Origin of the sequence: Nitrobacter sp. 62-13 (assembly GCF_001896955.1) — a bacterium.
GTDB lineage: Bacteria > Pseudomonadota > Alphaproteobacteria > Rhizobiales > Xanthobacteraceae > Nitrobacter.
The window spans coordinates 1-15,806 of record NZ_MKRN01000175.1 but is presented as its reverse complement, the minus strand read 5'-3'; the positions used below and the strand labels follow the sequence as shown (position 1 = coordinate 15,806).

The 15,806-nt window shown below is 60.8% G+C and carries 16 protein-coding genes and 1 pseudogene; 10 read left to right on the top strand and 7 right to left on the bottom strand.

Features of this window, described 5'->3' with window-relative positions:
• The first annotated feature begins 6 nt into the window (after positions 1 to 6).
• The 5 genes and pseudogenes from BGN91_RS12155 to BGN91_RS12135 all read left to right on the top strand — a co-directional run.
• Positions 7 to 456 (top strand): acyl-CoA thioesterase, encoded by a 450-nt coding sequence (locus BGN91_RS12155; RefSeq protein ID WP_292613488.1) that lies wholly within the window; start codon positions 7 to 9, stop codon positions 454 to 456.
• Positions 457 to 669: 213 nt separating this feature from the next.
• Positions 670 to 900: a hypothetical protein gene (locus BGN91_RS12150; protein ID WP_292613486.1), complete on the top strand. Its 231-nt coding sequence runs from the start codon at positions 670 to 672 to the stop codon at positions 898 to 900.
• Between the two features lie 191 nt (positions 901 to 1,091).
• Positions 1,092 to 1,925 carry a DeoR/GlpR family DNA-binding transcription regulator gene (locus tag BGN91_RS12145; RefSeq protein ID WP_292613484.1) on the top strand — a complete coding sequence of 278 codons (834 nt, stop codon included), beginning with the start codon at positions 1,092 to 1,094 and terminating at the stop codon, positions 1,923 to 1,925.
• Positions 1,926 to 2,111: 186 nt separating this feature from the next.
• On the top strand, positions 2,112 to 3,665 hold the full coding sequence (gene glpD, locus BGN91_RS12140) for a glycerol-3-phosphate dehydrogenase (RefSeq protein WP_292613482.1): 1,554 nt from the start codon (positions 2,112 to 2,114) through the stop codon (positions 3,663 to 3,665).
• A gap of 63 nt (positions 3,666 to 3,728) precedes the next feature.
• Positions 3,729 to 3,869, top strand: a pseudogene (locus BGN91_RS12135) (ABC transporter ATP-binding protein); the annotation flags it as partial.
• Between the two features lie 106 nt (positions 3,870 to 3,975).
• Here the strand turns inward: BGN91_RS12135 and BGN91_RS12130 are convergent.
• On the bottom strand, positions 3,976 to 4,479 hold the full coding sequence (locus BGN91_RS12130; protein WP_292613480.1) for a DUF1993 family protein: 504 nt from the start codon (positions 4,477 to 4,479) through the stop codon (positions 3,976 to 3,978).
• 489 nt (positions 4,480 to 4,968) lie between these two features.
• Between BGN91_RS12130 and soxC the strand changes: the two genes are divergently transcribed.
• The gene (soxC, locus tag BGN91_RS12125) at positions 4,969 to 6,246 is read left to right on the top strand and encodes a sulfite dehydrogenase (RefSeq protein WP_292613519.1); all 1,278 of its coding nucleotides are present in this window, start codon (positions 4,969 to 4,971) and stop codon (positions 6,244 to 6,246) included.
• On the top strand, positions 6,233 to 6,799 hold the full coding sequence (locus BGN91_RS12120; protein WP_292613478.1) for a cytochrome c: 567 nt from the start codon (positions 6,233 to 6,235) through the stop codon (positions 6,797 to 6,799). The genes soxC and BGN91_RS12120 overlap by 14 nt, the downstream gene beginning before the upstream one ends.
• A 148-nt stretch (positions 6,800 to 6,947) precedes the next feature.
• On the opposite strand, the gene BGN91_RS12115 is transcribed toward BGN91_RS12120, so the two are convergent.
• Both BGN91_RS12115 and BGN91_RS12110 read right to left on the bottom strand, forming a co-directional pair.
• The gene (locus tag BGN91_RS12115; RefSeq protein ID WP_292613476.1) at positions 6,948 to 8,369 is read right to left on the bottom strand and encodes a hypothetical protein; all 1,422 of its coding nucleotides are present in this window, start codon (positions 8,367 to 8,369) and stop codon (positions 6,948 to 6,950) included.
• A 109-nt stretch (positions 8,370 to 8,478) separates the two neighbouring features.
• On the bottom strand, positions 8,479 to 9,930 hold the full coding sequence (locus BGN91_RS12110; RefSeq protein WP_292613474.1) for an XRE family transcriptional regulator: 1,452 nt from the start codon (positions 9,928 to 9,930) through the stop codon (positions 8,479 to 8,481).
• A 168-nt stretch (positions 9,931 to 10,098) separates the two neighbouring features.
• On the opposite strand from BGN91_RS12110, the gene aceA reads away from it, so the two are divergent.
• From aceA to BGN91_RS12095, 3 genes are all read left to right on the top strand, one after another.
• Positions 10,099 to 11,406, top strand: a complete 1,308-nt coding sequence (gene aceA, locus BGN91_RS12105; RefSeq protein ID WP_292613472.1) for an isocitrate lyase — start codon at positions 10,099 to 10,101, stop codon at positions 11,404 to 11,406.
• Positions 11,407 to 11,416: 10 nt separating this feature from the next.
• A complete protein-coding gene (locus BGN91_RS12100) occupies positions 11,417 to 11,623 on the top strand; it encodes a hypothetical protein (protein WP_011509641.1) in 207 nt (68 codons plus the stop codon).
• 214 nt (positions 11,624 to 11,837) lie between these two features.
• The gene (locus BGN91_RS12095) at positions 11,838 to 12,401 is read left to right on the top strand and encodes a hypothetical protein (RefSeq protein ID WP_292613470.1); all 564 of its coding nucleotides are present in this window, start codon (positions 11,838 to 11,840) and stop codon (positions 12,399 to 12,401) included.
• 24 nt (positions 12,402 to 12,425) lie between these two features.
• On the opposite strand, the gene BGN91_RS12090 is transcribed toward BGN91_RS12095, so the two are convergent.
• The 4 genes from BGN91_RS12090 to BGN91_RS12075 all read right to left on the bottom strand — a co-directional run.
• A complete protein-coding gene (locus BGN91_RS12090) occupies positions 12,426 to 13,583 on the bottom strand; it encodes a PQQ-dependent sugar dehydrogenase (RefSeq protein ID WP_292613468.1) in 1,158 nt (385 codons plus the stop codon).
• A 93-nt stretch (positions 13,584 to 13,676) separates the two neighbouring features.
• Complete coding sequence (locus BGN91_RS12085) at positions 13,677 to 13,853, bottom strand: hypothetical protein (protein ID WP_292613466.1); 177 nt, start codon at positions 13,851 to 13,853, stop codon at positions 13,677 to 13,679.
• 140 nt (positions 13,854 to 13,993) lie between these two features.
• Complete coding sequence (locus tag BGN91_RS12080; RefSeq protein ID WP_292613464.1) at positions 13,994 to 14,647, bottom strand: glutathione S-transferase family protein; 654 nt, start codon at positions 14,645 to 14,647, stop codon at positions 13,994 to 13,996.
• Positions 14,648 to 14,807: 160 nt separating this feature from the next.
• Positions 14,808 to 15,806, bottom strand: a 999-nt coding sequence (locus BGN91_RS12075; RefSeq protein WP_292613462.1) for a glycosyltransferase family 87 protein, incomplete at its 5' end; no start/stop codon positions are given.

The window sequence follows — 15,806 nt, the reverse complement described above, 5'->3', positions numbered from 1 at the left end:
AATTTGATGACGGATGCCCTGACGACGGACGCAACGGCCGTTCACGCCCCGGCGATCAATGAAACCACGCCGCTCGGCGAACTCTGCACGCGTACGCTCGCGATGCCGGCCGACACCAACCAGAACGGCGATATTTTCGGCGGCTGGCTGCTCAGCCAGATGGACATCGGCGGCGGCATCTTCGCGTCGAAGCTCGCGAAGTCGCGCACCGTGACCGTTGCCATCGACGCCATGAACTTCCGCAAGCCGGTCTATGTCGGCGATCTCGTCTCCGTGCACGCCACGCTGGTTCGCATCGGCAGGACCTCAATCACAGTACATCTGGAAGCCTGGGTCATGCGCCGCAAGGAGATGCAGTTCATCCTCGTCACCGACGGCAAGTTCACCTATGTCGCGATCGACGATCAAGGCCGCCCGCGCGAGGTCCCGCAGGCCGACCCGCCGGTGTCGGCATAACCACGGCTACCTGATAACCTTCCGCTCGCTGACTTGGGGCGGGGTGGCCTGAGCCGGCCCGGAAATTCGCCGATTCGATCAGCGCCGAACCTCGATTGATTCTAGTTGCGAACGCCCGAACCATCTCCATATCCTGTTGGTGCGACAGGGAACGTTTCCCGCCATTGCCCGTTATCGGCGCGGCCTTTCCGGCCGGAAAAATGCGAGTGGGATATGTCGAAGACCTATATCATCGAAGTCGGTTCGGAATCCGCGGGCATCGTGGTGCGCGATCGCGCCGGTTTCCGATTCTTTTCGGCCTCACAGCGGTTCAGCGCCCTGGACGGCAAGCTGTTCCGCAGCGCCCGCGACGCGGAGCGTGCTGCGAAGCAGCGCGCGCAAAAATCCGCTTGTCCCGATTTCGTGAAATCCTTCCGTCGGGCTTTGCCGAGATTTCAATTCTGATGCCGAGCGGCCGGCGCAGGAATGCTGCGCCGCCGCGTCGTGGCAGGTCTTTCCGCTTCTGATGAAATCAGAAGAAGGAATCGTGAGTTTTTGTTTTGACGCGTTTTCCTGGCCTGAGCCGGTATCCACGCCGCTCGAAAACGTTGTAACATCGGCACCCTGGATGTCCGTGGTCTCGAGGTGCTGCAGCGGTGGCCGGCCTTAGCCAGCGTCAATCCGATATCCTGAACATTGCCCGCGCGTTCGGACGGGTCATGGTGGACGAGCTTGCGCGCCGTTTCGAGGTATCGGCCCAGACCATTCGCAAGGACCTCAATGATCTGTGCGACCAGCGTTCGCTGACGCGCATTCACGGCGGCGCCATCATCGCTTCCGGTGTGGAAAATCTGGCTTACGAAGCTCGCCGCTTCGTCGCTGCCGAAGAAAAGAAAGCGATCGGCGCGGCGGCGGCCGCGCGGATTCCCAACGGCTGCTCGCTGTTCATCAACATCGGAACCACCACCGAGGAGGTGGCCAGCGCGCTCACCTCGCATGAGGATCTTCTGGTCATCACCAACAATCTCAACGTGGCGATGCAGCTCTATCGTCATCCGCGCATTGAGGTCATCGTCGCGGGTGGCAACGTGCGCCGCTCCGACGGAGCGGTGATCGGCTCCAGCGCGACCAATCTGATCGGCCAGTTCAAGGTCGATTACGCCATTATCGGCGCGTCCGCGATCGACGAGGCGGGCGCACTGCTGGATTTCGACTATCGTGAGGTGCAGGTATCGCAGGCGATCATCGCCAACGCGCGCAGCGTCATGCTGGTGGCCGACGGCACCAAACTGCGCCGCAGTGCGCCGGTGCGCATCGCCCATATCAGCCAGATCCAGACCTTCGTCACCGATGCGGCCCTGCCTGCCGATCTTCACGCGATCTGCCGGGCGCAGGGCATCGAGGTGATTGTGGCGATGCCCGGCGAGCCGGCTGGCCTGGATGCGGAAGCCGACCCCGTCGCCGATGGACGCCCAAGGGCCGCCGGGTGAACTTTTCGCCGCTCGTGGTCGCCAGCGGATCGGTTTCCGGGTGTCGAAATGGATCCACAGCCTGCGACAGCGATTACGGTTGCTTTCGTTTTAGATTGTGATTTAATCGTCATATGAAAGAAAATAGCTATAATTGAATATCGAGAAGCGTATTTATGGTACTATAGAACCGATAATCCTTAAGGGATGGCGCTCGTGGGCAAGGTTTTCGACCTCGCTATCATCGGCGGCGGCGTCAACGGATGCGGGATCGCACGCGACGCGGCAGGACGTGGAAACTCTGTTTTCCTTTGCGAAATGAACGACCTCGCCAGCGGCACGTCGTCGGTGTCGACCAAGCTGGTGCATGGCGGGCTACGCTATCTCGAATATTACGAATTCCATCTGGTTCGCGAGGCGCTGATCGAACGCGAGATCCTGTGGCGGATCGCGCCGCACATCATCCGCCCGCTGCGCTTCGTGCTGCCGCATCACGCAGGCTTGCGGCCGACATGGATGCTGCGGTTCGGCCTGTTTCTTTACGATCATATCGGCGGGCGGAAACTGCTGCCGCCGACGCGCTCGGTCGATCTGTCACGGGACGAGGTCGGCAAACCGCTGGTCGCCGGGCGTTACCGCAAGGGCTTCGAATATTCCGACTGTTTTGTCGACGATGCTCGCCTGGTCGTTCTTACCGCGCGTGACGCGGCTGATCGCGGCGCCGACATCCGGCCGCGGACCCGCGCGGTCGAGACCCGGCAGGCCGACGGCCTCTGGTACGTCACGATCGAGGACACGTTGAGCGGCGAACGCAACACCATCTCGGCGCGGGTGCTGGTCAATGCGGGCGGCCCCTGGGTCGAGCAGGTGCTCACCCTGGGTGCGGGCGTGAACACGCGCGCAAGAGTTCGGCTGGTGCAGGGCTCGCACATCGTGGTCAGGAAGCTCTACGACCACGACCGCGCCTACATCTTCCAGAACAGCGACGGTCGGATCGTGTTCGCGATTCCGTATCAGGACGACTTCACCCTGATCGGCACCACCGATCGCGACTACGACGGCGATCCTGCCAAAGTGAAGGCCTCGGATGACGAGATCGCCTATCTCTGCGCGTCCGTCAGCGAGTATCTGGCGAAGCCAGTAACGCCGCAGGACGTGGTCTGGACCTATGCCGGCGTGCGTCCGCTCTATGACGACGGCGCGAGCGAGGCCAAGGCCGCCACCCGCGAATACGCGTTCGAACTCGATACGCCGGGCGGCGTTCCGTTGCTGTCGGTCTACGGTGGAAAGATCACGACCTACCGCCGGCTCGCCGAGGAGGCGCTGGAAAAGCTGTCGTCCTATCTGAAGGGCACCAGCGCGCGCGAGGGCTGGACCGCGAAAACGCCGCTGCCCGGCGGCGACATGGAGGTATCGGCGGTCGCGGCGCTGACGGCGGAGTTGATGCGCGGCTATCCTTTCCTGACAAAAGCGCACGCGAGCCGTCTTGCACACGCGTACGGCACGCGCGCGGCGAAGCTGCTGGGCGCGGCGAAATCCATGGCCGATCTTGGCCGCGACTTCGGCGCGACGCTGACCGAGAGCGAAGTTCGCTATCTGATTTCGCATGAATGGGCCTGCACCGCGGCCGATATCGTCTGGCGCCGCTCCAAGCTGGGCTTGCGGATGTCTGCATCCGACATTGTCGTCCTCGACGACTGGCTCACCGCGCAACGCATGCCGAGCGGATGTCCGCCGCGGGAAATGGGAGCGCGATCATGAGCGTCGCCCTCGATCACGTCACGCGGGTGGTCGACGGCGTGCCGACGATCCGCGACGTGTCGCTATGCGACCACCGAATCGTCCGAGGCCTTGCTGCTTGGCGGTCGCACCATCTGTCTCTGGGAGGGCGAGGTGTTGCAGGTCGGGGAGACGCCGAAGGTCTATCGTCATCCGCAGACCATGCGCGTGGCGCAGGTGTTTTCTTCACGCGAACCGGAATCCAATTCGCTGGAAAACGCTTTAATACGAGAAAGGCCGGGAGCAATTCCGGCCTTTTTTCTGTATTGCGCGAAGCGCCAACCATTTGGCTCTACTTCACGCCCATGAAATCCCGCTTGCCGAGCTCGACGCCGTTATGACGCAGGATGTCGTAGGCGGTCGTCGCATGGAAATAGAAATTCGGTAACGCGAACTGGCTGAGATATTGCTGGCCCTTCAGCGTCATCGTCTTGTCCGGCCCTGCGGGAAAGGTGACGTCGCGACTGTCCGCGCCGTCAAACTTGGCCGGCGCCGCACCCTTCACGTAGTCCGCCGCCTTGGCAAGGCGCTGCTGCAAGTCGTCAAAGGTCTTCTCCGTATCGGGCGTGCTCGGCACCTCCGAACCGGTCAGCCGCGCGCAGGTCTTAACAGCGAAATCGCAGGCGATCTGGATCTGGCGCGTCAGCGGCAGCATGTCCGGGTAGAGCCGTGCCGTCAGCAGGGTTTCGGGCGCGATCTTTCGCGCGCTCGCATGGGCTTCGGCCTTCCTGAGAATGTCGGAAAGGGCGCCGAGCGTTTGCAGGAAGGCCGGCGCGGCGGAATCGTAAAATGACATGGGAATGCCTTTGTTTGCTCTGGGTGCGGAAGCTGACGACGAAACAGCGGAACGTGCTGCCCTCTGCAGATGGGAAGCTTTGTTCCCTATCGCAACCTCCGTCACAGCGGAAAAGCCTGGCTCCGCAACTGCCGTTTCCGATCGCATGTTCTGCGCTGGGTTCACCGCCGAAAACGCGCTGTCGAGACTACTTTGGTCGAATCCGTCTTCACCACCATGTTAATTCACAAGCGAGGCAAGCGGCCGATACGCTTGATCGTCCGCAGAGATAGGCTTTGCGGAGAATTCGAGTTGAACGTCAAGCCGGGACTTCACCAGGCGTGGTGCGGTTCTCGATTGATCGTAAGATCTCTTAGGGAGAGCAACTTGAACAGCGATGACAAGGTCGTCTACGACGACAAGGCTCGCCACATGGCCGAGCAGATGGTGATGGCCGAACAGCGCCATATCGCGCAACGTCTCCAGGAAGACTGCGACTGCAAGGACGGAATGTTTCCGCGTCACGTGATCTCAAGCCGGCGCGGCTTTTTGTTCGCGGCGGGGTCACTCGTCGGCGCGGCGGGTGCAGCTTCGATCGCTCGCGCTGAATCGCCGAAAGCGCCGCCGGGTGCCGTTCTTTACGATGTGCCGGACGATCCGACCAAAGTGCAGGGACGTCCGGTTGCCGATGAAAGCTATGGAACGAGGTCTCAGTTCGAGACCGAAGTTCGCATGCGCTATCCGACGCCGAACGAGAACACCTCCTGGAGTCTCACTCCGCTCGGCAAGGGACTGGGCAACATCACGCCCTCAGGACTCCATTTCGAGCGTCATCACGGCGGGATTCCGACGATCGATCCGGCCAGGCACAACCTGCTGATCCACGGCATGGTGGATCGGCCGATGACGTTCTCGATGGCCGACATCAAGCGGCTGCCTTCGGTGACGCGCAAGCATTTCATCGAGTGCTCCGGCAACGGTCTGACGGAATGGAACAAGCCGACCATGAAGACCGTGCAGGGAACGCACGGGCTGCTCAGCACGTCCGAATGGACCGGCGTTCAATTCGCGACGTTCGCGCGCGAGACCGGATTGAAGGAGGGGGCAGCCTGGGTGCTGGCGGAAGGCGCCGATGCCGCGGTCATGACGCGCAGCATCCCGATGGAGAAAATGCTGAAGGATGCGCTTATCGTCTATGGACAAAACGGTGAGGCGATCCGTCCCGAACAGGGCTATCCCCTGCGGCTTCTGCTTCCCGGCTATGAGGGAAACACCCACATCAAATGGTTGCGGAGGCTGCAGGTCAGCGACAAGCCGTTCATGACCCGCGAGGAGACTTCCAAGTACACCGATCTTCTCGGAGACGGCAAGGCGCGCATCTTCACGCTGGATATGGAAGCGAAGTCGGTCATCACGTTCCCGTCCGGCGACATGAAGCTGCCGGGTCCGGGATTCTACAATATCACAGGCCTTGCATGGACGGGGCGCGGGCGGGTCCAGTCCGTCGATGTCTCGCTCGATTCAGGAAAGACCTGGTATCCGGCGCGCCTGGAGTCGGTTCCCGAGCCGATGTGCACGGTGCGCTTCAGCTTCCCGTGGATGTGGGACGGAAAGGCTGCGGTGCTGCAGAGCCGCTGCATCGACGAAACCGGTTATGTCCAGCCCACCCTCAAGCAACTCATCGCGATCCGCGGTGATAACGGACCGTTCGGTTCGGTCTATCACCTCAACGCGATTCAGAGTTGGGCCGTCAGCGCGGCGGGAGATGTGACCAATGTCCATGCGTAGGAAATATCTCGCTTTTGCGATCGGCATCTGCCTGTTCTCCGGCAGTGCAAGCGCTCAATCGACCATCGATCACTTCGGCGTCGGCCGGAATGCGACGACGGATGAGATGGCTAAATACTTTTCGATTCCGCCTTCGGGCGCGGGACTTCCTCCGGGAAGCGGCACGGCGAAAGCAGGCGCAGCTATTTTTGCCAACACCTGCGCCGCCTGCCATGGCGACAAGCTGCAAGGAAATCCGGCCAAGGGCATAGGTGGTGATCGTCTGATCGGCGGTCGGGGCACGCTCGCAAGCAAGACGCCGGTCAAGACCGTGGAGAGTTACTGGCCGTACGCAACCACGCTGTTCGACTACATCAAGCGTGCGATGCCGTTCGACTCGCCGGGTTCGCTCAAGGACGACGAGGTGTATTCACTGGTCGCCTACATCCTGTCGGAAGCCAAGGTCATCAAGCCGAGCGAGACCATGGATGCGAAGACCTTGCCGAAGGTGGAAATGCCCAACAGGGACGGCTTTGTCCCTGATCCCCGGCCTGAGTTGCAACTGTACAGATGAACTCATGCGTCGGCCTCGGAGCGATAGGCCGTAAAGGCGCGTATGGCTGGGACAAGCTTGACCATGACGCCGCGCCGAAGTCGCTTTCTAGTGCCCAGAACGCGGTGATGACAGCCGCCAGCATGCCATATTGAGTGTGTTTCTCGATCTATTGGCTTAAAGGAAGCTCTGGTTCAGAGCTATTCGATTTAGTCCTTTTCTCTTCAATGCTTCGCTCGGCCGCAGCAAACAATTCATCGGCGTTTCGAGCAATAATCGTGCCCTTAATAAGATCATCTAGATCTTCCCTAGTGAGGACTCCAACGCCAAGCCTTTCGGCTTGTTCGAGGTCGGCTTGAAGTTCATCCTTCGTCAGTGTGGATACCATAACAGGCAATAATTTCAGGTGCTGATTGTTTGATTGATCGAGTCGCATTCGTACGACGGCAGCACGAGCAATCAATTTTGATAGTTTGCTGTCAGCTCTTAGGAGTCCGGTAGTACATTCAACAATCACCAGTTGTCCTTGAGGCGTTGCAAGTATGAGGTCAGAAAAATCTTGGGTACGTGCCGTTGATCCCATTTGAATTGGGTTAAAGCCCAACATCCAGCAAAGCCAAGCAACACCGATTTCAAGATCGCGAGCATCTTGGCCTTTAGTTCTCGAACGGCTCAGGAACTCACTAAGTATCGTGCAACCTGTATCGAATGACTCGAAAACAACGCGGCGCGCATTTTGCGACGTTCTAGGATCGCTAATGTACCAGTGGGTTTGGGTGACGTTGTTATATAGTGCGTAGCAGTGGAGAATTGCGGCTTTTTCTACTGGCATTTCCAAAGCGCCGAGTTGCATTGTTTCAGTTTTCGTCCACTGAAATTGTGATCCCCTTAACCTTCCTCGTTTTATTTGGTTTGGCTTGATCTCCCTAAATCCGATGTCGGCTTTGTTGACGTCAAGCTTGTTCGCTAGCTTAACTACAATTTTTGCTGTTTCATTTGAGATGATGCAATTATCACCATCAAACCCCATGACTGAGGTGGCGATCACTTCAACGGAAAGCTCGTCGGTGAACAGGCCACCTAGTCCATAATCCCTAGATAATTCTTGAACGGTATCATATGGTGTGTCCGAGCTTCTTAGCTCCCAATCCAGTATTGATGGGCCTCCATGAAGCCCTTGGCGATCACCTGTCAAACGCAGAACGTTTACGCGAGACTGTGATTGAAGTGCGGTAGGATGAATCGGGGTAAAAAGAGCCTTGTGTCCTTCGACGGGATCCCCATCAAAGTATCGATCTCCGCGAGGCGTAATTATTTTCCCCTCACATAGATCTTCAATGCATTGACCGACTGTTCGGTCGACATCCGTAAGTTTGTAATGTTCAGCGCAGACGTTTTCTGTTTCAAAACATTGAAACGGAATTTTTGAATCTATTGAATTTAACCAAAGCGTCCCTTGAGATATAACGAATCTGCCATCCCGCTTTACTGCCAAGTAAGCAAAAGAGTTTTTCTCATATCCTGACTTCCATGGCTCTATTGCCGCGATGAAGTTCGCTATGACTTTTCTGCCAAATTCATTCAAGGGCATTTAGCGATTCCAGCCTAAACAATTGGCGCTTTGGTATATGGCTATAGGCCAAGACCTGATCATAACCTAACGAGAAAACAGAAAAAATTATATCGCTCTGCAATTTGCATCACACCTCTCTCGCATTGCTGAACGCAAAGCTGGTCACGCGGCGGGTGTTTTCGTCAAGGATCAGCGTGCGGGTGATCGGCGGCTCGGCGCGCTGGGCGCAGTTCTCGCGCTCGCACAGCCGGCAGTTGACGCCGATCGGCGTGCCTTCGGCATTGTCGAGGTCCATGCCGGCGGCATAGATCAATTTCGAGGCGTGGCGGATCTCGCACCCCAGACCGATGGCGAAGCGCGGCTGCGCTTGCGGATGTGGCGCAACGGGACGACGCACCATCTGCGCGATCGAGAAATAGCGGCTGCCGTCGGGCAGTTCGATTACCTGCTTCAACAGGCGGTCCGGCGTGTCGAAAGTGGAATGAACGTTCCACAGCGGACAGGTGCCGCCGAATTTCGAGAACGGAAACGTGCCGGATGAAAATCGCTTGGAGACGTTACCGGCGTTGTCCACGCGCAGCATGAAGAACGGCACCCCGCGCGCGTTCGGCCGCTGCAGCGTGGTCAGGCGATGGCACACCTGCTCGAAGCCGGTGTTGAATCGCTGCGCCAGCACGTGGATGTCGTAACCGAGCGCCTCCGCAGCGCCGTGAAACTGTTGATAGGGCATCAGCACGCAGCCGGCGAAATAGTTCGCCAGCGTGATGCGGTAGAGCCGGCGCGAGGCGTCGTCGAGCGCGCCGGCGCGGGCGATCATCGTGTCAAAAGCGGGCGTGCATTCGGCAAGCCCGATCTGGAACGCAAGCTGGAAGGTGCGGCCGGGCGTGTCCACCAGTTCGGAGATCAAAAGCTGGCGGCGATGGCGATCGAAGCGGCGCAGTGTTTCGCGCATGACGTCCACCGGCATGATGCGGGTCTGGATCGAATGCTTTTCGCGCAGCCGCCCGCCCAGCGCCGCGAAAAGGTCCTGGGCCGGGACGTTGATCTCGTCGCGCAGGGCTTCCGCCGCCTGTTCGAGTTCGGGAACATAGTTGCGGTTGGCCTCGATCAGGTCACGCACGCGCTCGATCGGGTTGGCCTCGAAGCGGGTCCCGGCGCTTTCGTCTCGGTCGGCGAACTGCGCCGCCGCCATGGTTTCGCCACGCCGCGCCTCGGTGTAGGCGGCATAGAGGCGCTGCAGCGCGTGGGTCACGCCGGGGCATAGCTCGGCGAGATCGCGCAGTTCCTGCTTCGGGATGTCGATCCGGCGAAACAGCGGATCGGAAAAGATTTCGTTCAGTTCCGCGAAAAAGCGGTCTTCGTCGGCGGTGGCAAGATCGCGCAGGTCGAGGTCATAGGTCTCGGCGAGGCGAAGCAGGATCTGGGCGGTGACCGGCCGCTGGTTGCGCTCGATCAGGTTGACGTAGCTCGGGGAGATGCCGAGGCCCTCGGCGATCTGGGTCTGCGACAGCCCAAGTTGCTGGCGGATACGCCGGAACCGGGGGCCGACAAAGAGTTTTTTGCCCGAAACTGTTGCCATAGGGGTGCTCGTTTATGACAAAAATGACAAAGTGACATTTACGACACGAACAGATGTTACATGACATCATCAATTGAGATCAAGGCCTCTGTACGTATTGATAAGTTTGGCGTTTATCTAGAGCCACGTTTTGCAATGCAATGTCATGAATGTGGACTGGAGATAACGATGTCCAAGACCTTTGAGCAGCTCGTTCCCGCCCCCAAGGGCCGTTTTGAGGGAATCAGCCGTCCTTACACCCCTGAGGAGGTCGAGCGGCTGCGCGGCTCGGTGGAGATCAGGTACACGCTCGCTGAGAAGGGGGCGAACCGGCTCTGGAAGCAGCTCAACGAGATGCCTTACGTCAATTCGCTCGGCGCCGTGACCGGCAATCAGGCGATGCAGCAGGCGCGCGCGGGTCTGCCCGCGATCTATCTCTCCGGCTGGCAGGTCGCCGCCGACGCCAACACCGCCGGCACGATGTATCCGGACCAGAGCCTATATCCGGCCAATGCCGGCCCGGAGCTCTGCCGCCGCATCAACCGCACCTTTCAGCGCGCCGACCAGATCGAACATGCCGAGGGTGGCGCGAAGATCGACTGGTTCGTGCCGGTCGTTGCCGACGCTGAAGCGGGCTTCGGCGGACCGCTCAACTCATTCGAGATCATGAAAGCCTACATCGAGGCCGGCGCGGCGGGCGTCCACTTCGAGGACCAGCTCGCATCAGAGAAAAAGTGCGGCCACATGGGCGGCAAGGTGCTGATCCCGACCGCCGCGCACGAGCGCAACCTGATCGCGGCGCGACTCGCCGCCGACGTCTGCGGCGTGCCGACTTTCGTGCTGGCGCGCACCGATGCCGAGAGCGCCAAGCTCATCACCTCTGATATCGACGAGCGCGACCACGAATTCATTACCGGCGAACGCACGGCGGAAGGCTTCTATCGTCTCAGGCCCGGCAGCGGTCTCGATCACTGCATCAAGCGCGGGCTGTCGTTTGCGAAATACGCTGATCTTCTGTGGTGGGAGACCTCAAAGCCCGACCTCGACGGCGCGCGCAAGTTCGCCGAAGCCGTCAAGAAGGTCTATCCGAACAAGATGCTGGCCTATAACTGCTCGCCATCGTTCAACTGGGAAGCCAATATCGACAAGGACACCATCGCGAAATTCCAGAAGGAAATCGGCGCGATGGGCTACAAATTCCAGTTTGTGACGCTGGCCGGCTTCCACTCTCTCAACCATGGCATGTTCGAGCTTGCGCGGGGTTACAAGACCGAGGGCATGGCGGCTTACTCCCGCCTGCAGCAGGCGGAGTTCGCCTCCGAGAAGTTCGGCTATTCGGCGACGCGCCATCAGCGCGAAGTCGGCACCGGCTACTTCGATCTGGTCTCGACCACGATCAGCGGCGGTCAGTCGTCGACCACCGCGCTTCACGACTCCACCGAAGCCGCGCAGTTCAAGCCGCACGGTTCGGGTATCAGGGCTCAGGCAGCCGAATAAGGAGGCTCTCATGACCGGCAGCAATTTCTGGGTGATTGGCGGGGAATTCGGTTCGATGAATTTCCACAAGCTCGTGGAAGGTTCGGCCCAGGTGCAGGGTCCGTTCAAGACGCGGAAGGAAGCGGAGGATGCCTGGCGCGTGGTGTCGGAAGAAAACCGTCACCGCGCCGGCGTGCGCTTCTCGATCGTGGAAGAGCCGAATCGCATGGCGAGCTGACGCGTCAGCCTTCAAGAAGAAACGTCCAGGGAAGCGGACGGCCCCGCCCGGAGAGACCGGGCAGGGCCGTTCGTCGTTCAGGGGAGACGGGTCGTTCCCGTGTGTATTAAGCCGTTGGAGCGAAACGGCCTTTGCGCGGAAAACAGGGTTGCTGCTAGGTTAAATGGTTACGGGCGGGTTAATAGCAGCCGGGTTCTGCGGGAAAGGCGAGTGAATGTCGGACGCATCGGGTAGGGGAACTGGCGCGGCGGAATCCGCGAAGCCCGTGCGGCTGCGCGACGCGCTGCGCCAGGCTCGGATCGAGGCCGCAGACCGCACCGGCGTCGTCGTGGACCTGCGTGACGCGGAAGTGGCGCGGCTCGAGATCCTGAACGAGGCGCTCGATCCGCTGTTCGCGGAAGTGCCCGATCAGATCGATCTGTTCGATCGCGGCATCAGTCACGGCGACACGCCACGGCTGTGGATCGACGTGGTGGCGCATGTCCTGATGGGCCGCGACAAGCGTGTGTACCGTTTCGTTCAGGATACCCGTCACGGCCGGATTGTGCTCGCGGAATCCCGCGATGTCGCTGCGGTCGCGGACGCCGTTACCGATTATGTTGCCCGCCGTATGGTCGAGCGCGAGCGTGCGCTGGCGGCGACGCCGACGACGTTGCCGCGGCAAGCGGAGGCGAACAAACGGCACGGCAGCCGCTTCTGGATGTTCGCGTTCGGATTCATCGGCGGCATCGTCGCGTTGTTCGGTCTCGCGCTGGTCGCGGCGCTCAGGAGTCCCTGACGCGCGACTTGATCGTGACGTGATTCACTTTCCGGCCGGCGAGACCCGCAGGATGCGCCCGTCCGCATTATCGGTCAAAAGCCACAATGCGCCGTCGGGGCCCTGCCTGACATCCCGGATACGCTCGTTGAGATGTTGCAGGAGTCGCTCCTCGCCGGTAACGGTATTGCCATTGAGCGAAAGCCGCACCAGCATCCTGCCCGCCAGCGCGCCGGTGAACAGGCTGCCTTGCCATCCCGGAAACAGCGTTCCGGTATAGAACGCCATGCCGGAGGGCGCGATCGACGGCACCCAGTATTTGATCGGCTGCTCCATGCCGGGCTTCGACGTGCTCTCGTGGATCTTCGCGCCGTTGTAATCGATGCCGTAGCCGATCACCGGCCAGCCGTAGTTCTTGCCTTTGCCGATGATGTTGACCTCGTCGCGCCCGCGCGGGCCATGCTCGATCTCCCAGAGATCGCCGGTCGCGGGATTGAATGCGAGGCCTTGTCCGTTGCGGTGGCCGTAGCTCCAGATTTCCGGACGCGCGCCGTCGCGGCGGCCAACGAACGGATTGTCCGGTGGCGCCGAGCCGTCGGTTGCGATCCGGACGAGCTTGCCGTTGTCGACGCGAAGGTTCTGCGCCTCGTCGCGCGGGCCGAAATGATCGCCGAGCGTGACGTAAAGATCGCCGTCACGCGGGCCTTGCGCAATACGGCAGCCGTGATTGGCCTGGCCGCCGGGGCCGACCTGCGTGAAGATCACCTTCACCTCATCGAGCGCAGTGTCATTCTCATTCAGCCGTGCCCGGGCGACGGAGGCATTGCCGCCGCTGTCGGCGGAGTAACAGAAATAGAGCGTGCGATTGCTCGGAAAGTCGCGGTCGAGCGCGACGTCGAGCAGACCCGCTTGCCCTCCGACATAAGGCTTCGGCACGCCCCTCAAGGGCGGCGACAATTTGCCGTCGGGAGTGACGATGCGGATGCGGCCCGGACGTTCGGTCACCAGCATCCGTCCGTCCGGCAGGAAAGCGAGGCCCCATGGATGGACCAGGCCGCTGGCGATGGTTTTCACCTGGAGCTGCCCGGCCGACGATTTGAATGTCGTGGTTTCGCCGTGCGCGGCGGTGGCGATCAAGAAGGGGACGGTCAGCACGATGGCTGCGCTCAGGACGGCCGTGGCCCACGTGTTGAATGCTTTCATCGAGTCGTCCTGTCGTCGAGCGGATGGTCACGACTACAAACGCCAGTGACCGCGAAAAGATCACGATGCAGGATACGCCTAGACTGGATCGGTTCAGGTGGGGATCGGCATGGCCATCGCCAGTTTGATCGACGTCGCCGCAAAGGCCACGCAGAGGCAGACAGCGACGGCCGCAATCGCCAGCGAGGCGGCAACCGCATTGGTCAGGCGCGTGGAGGCGGCGCGTGTGACGCCTCCTCCAAATCCGCCGCTCATGCTCTGCGACCGCATTGTTCACCAATCTTTCTGAGGCGAATCACCCGCAGAGCAAGAATCTTCCATTTGGCGCGGGCAGGATTGGGGCGGCCACCGACGCGAAAAATGTCCAAAGCAAGGCAAGTGCCATGCCGCCTTGCCAAGATCTGACGCGATCAGATGCCGGCGGCGATGCCCGCCGCCGCATTCCCCGGCGGAGCCGCGCTCCCGTCCATGTCCGCGAAGCCGGGCTGCTGTTCAATCCGCCGCAGCCAGCCGCGGATCGAGGGAAACGTCGTGAGGTCGAAGTCGCACCGGTCGGCGACATGAGTGTAGGCATAAAGCGCGATATCGGCGATTGTGAGCTGGCCGGCGGCGAAGAAGTCGTGGGTTCTCAGATGATTCTCCATCACCTGAAGCGCCGCATAGCCGCGCTCCATCCAGTCGTCCAGCGCGTGGGTTTGCAGATCGCGGCCGCCTTTCACCAGCGAGAGCCAGAAATAAGCCGCGCCGATATTGGGCTCCAGTGCGTGCTGTTCGAAGAACATCCATTGCAGCGCTTCGGCGCGCTCGATTGCGGAGTCCGGCGCCAGCGCAGTCCCGATCGCGACGTACCACAGGATCGCATTGGACTCCGCGAGGTAGCGTCCTTCCTCCACTTCCAGCAATGGCACCTGTCCGCTGGGATTCTTCGCGAGAAAATCCGGCGTGCGGCTTTCTCCGCGCAGGATATCGACCTCGACGGCATGATAGGGCACGCCAAGGAAGGCCAGTGCAAGGCGGACCTTGTAGCTATTTCCTGAGCGCTGCATTGAATAGAGCTTGTACATGCGGGAATGGCTGGAACCGTTCGGGCCGAGGGAGCGGGCTGGTTGCTGCACGGGTAAACAATGATGCGGCCGGCGGCGCATCGCAAGGCTCGGAACGGTCTGATCGTTCAAGGCGTGCGAAAGGCCGATGGCTTCTCTCGCGGCGTATTTCAGGAGAAAATCATGTCGGCATGCCGCGCGGATCGATATCACATACGCGCGAGTTTGCGGTTCCGATGCGCCGGGTCTGGCGGTCATGCCACGCGCGGCGAAGCGCGAGCGCATAAAGCGCAAGCAGGGCGATTGTGCCGAGCGGTATGCCTGTCGCGACGGCAACGGGGCGCGCAAGCAGCGGCGACACCCATGCCGCCGCCAGCACATTGATCTCGAAATCGCGGAAGCCGCGGGCGAACCCGAGAGTCGTCATGAATGCGAGCGCCGGCGCGAGGATCGTCAGGTCATAGTCGAGTGTATGCGGCGAAGCCAGAAGAGCGGCGATGACGAGGGTCGCGGCCTTGAGATTATCGTCGTAACGGCCGCGCCAGATCCATGCGACGCCGCAGATCGTTGCGGCCGAGGTCACGCCCTGGGCGATATACGCGAGCGGCAAGCCGCCGCCCCACATCCGTATCGCGGCGAACACGCTCTGCAGTTTCTCGAATCCGACGCTGCCCTGTTCCAGCAACAACCGGCGCGACATGTCGGTCGATGCGAGAAATGCGAACCACACGTCGGTGCCGAATGCGAGCGTAGCGACCAACGCGAGCACGATCACGGCGAACGCCGCTGCGGCAATGGCTCGCCAATGCCCGGAGACGATCAGCGCGACCGGGATCACCAGCGCGAATTGCGGCTTATAGGCGAGACAGCCCAGCAGCAGGCCGGAGAGCAGCGGCCGCGTCTGCAAAGTCAGCAATGCCGCGCCGAACAAGCCGGCGGTGAGCAGGCCGTTCTGACCGTGACCGAGATTGACGAAGATGGCCGGAAAGGCGAGCACCGGAAGGATCCAGATGCCGGCCGGAAAGCCGCGGGCCTGCCGCAGGGGCCGGAGGATCGCGCCGATTACGCCGAGATAAAAGGCAAGCGTAGTCGCCTGCCATACCGCGAGCGCGATCGGATAGGGCATCAGCGCCAGCGGTGCTGCAAGCAGCAGGAAGAACGGCGGATAGAACCAGGCGTA

Excerpts from the sequence above, each read along its gene's own strand:
- BGN91_RS12155 (WP_292613488.1), top strand. The coding sequence starts at position 7 with ATGACGGATGCCCTGACGACGGACGCAACGGCCGTTCACGCCCCGGCG.
- BGN91_RS12150 (WP_292613486.1), top strand. The coding sequence starts at position 670 with ATGTCGAAGACCTATATCATCGAAGTCGGTTCGGAATCCGCGGGCATC.
- glpD (WP_292613482.1), top strand. The coding sequence starts at position 2,112 with ATGGCGCTCGTGGGCAAGGTTTTCGACCTCGCTATCATCGGCGGCGGC.
- BGN91_RS12130 (WP_292613480.1), bottom strand. The coding sequence starts at position 4,479 with ATGTCATTTTACGATTCCGCCGCGCCGGCCTTCCTGCAAACGCTCGGC.
- soxC (WP_292613519.1), top strand. The coding sequence starts at position 4,969 with ATGTTTCCGCGTCACGTGATCTCAAGCCGGCGCGGCTTTTTGTTCGCG.
- BGN91_RS12120 (WP_292613478.1), top strand. The coding sequence starts at position 6,233 with ATGTCCATGCGTAGGAAATATCTCGCTTTTGCGATCGGCATCTGCCTG.
- BGN91_RS12115 (WP_292613476.1), bottom strand. The coding sequence starts at position 8,369 with ATGCCCTTGAATGAATTTGGCAGAAAAGTCATAGCGAACTTCATCGCG.
- BGN91_RS12110 (WP_292613474.1), bottom strand. The coding sequence starts at position 9,930 with ATGGCAACAGTTTCGGGCAAAAAACTCTTTGTCGGCCCCCGGTTCCGG.
- aceA (WP_292613472.1), top strand. The coding sequence starts at position 10,099 with ATGTCCAAGACCTTTGAGCAGCTCGTTCCCGCCCCCAAGGGCCGTTTT.
- BGN91_RS12100 (WP_011509641.1), top strand. The coding sequence starts at position 11,417 with ATGACCGGCAGCAATTTCTGGGTGATTGGCGGGGAATTCGGTTCGATG.
- BGN91_RS12095 (WP_292613470.1), top strand. The coding sequence starts at position 11,838 with ATGTCGGACGCATCGGGTAGGGGAACTGGCGCGGCGGAATCCGCGAAG.
- BGN91_RS12090 (WP_292613468.1), bottom strand. The coding sequence starts at position 13,583 with ATGAAAGCATTCAACACGTGGGCCACGGCCGTCCTGAGCGCAGCCATC.
- BGN91_RS12085 (WP_292613466.1), bottom strand. The coding sequence starts at position 13,853 with ATGCGGTCGCAGAGCATGAGCGGCGGATTTGGAGGAGGCGTCACACGC.
- BGN91_RS12080 (WP_292613464.1), bottom strand. The coding sequence starts at position 14,647 with ATGTACAAGCTCTATTCAATGCAGCGCTCAGGAAATAGCTACAAGGTC.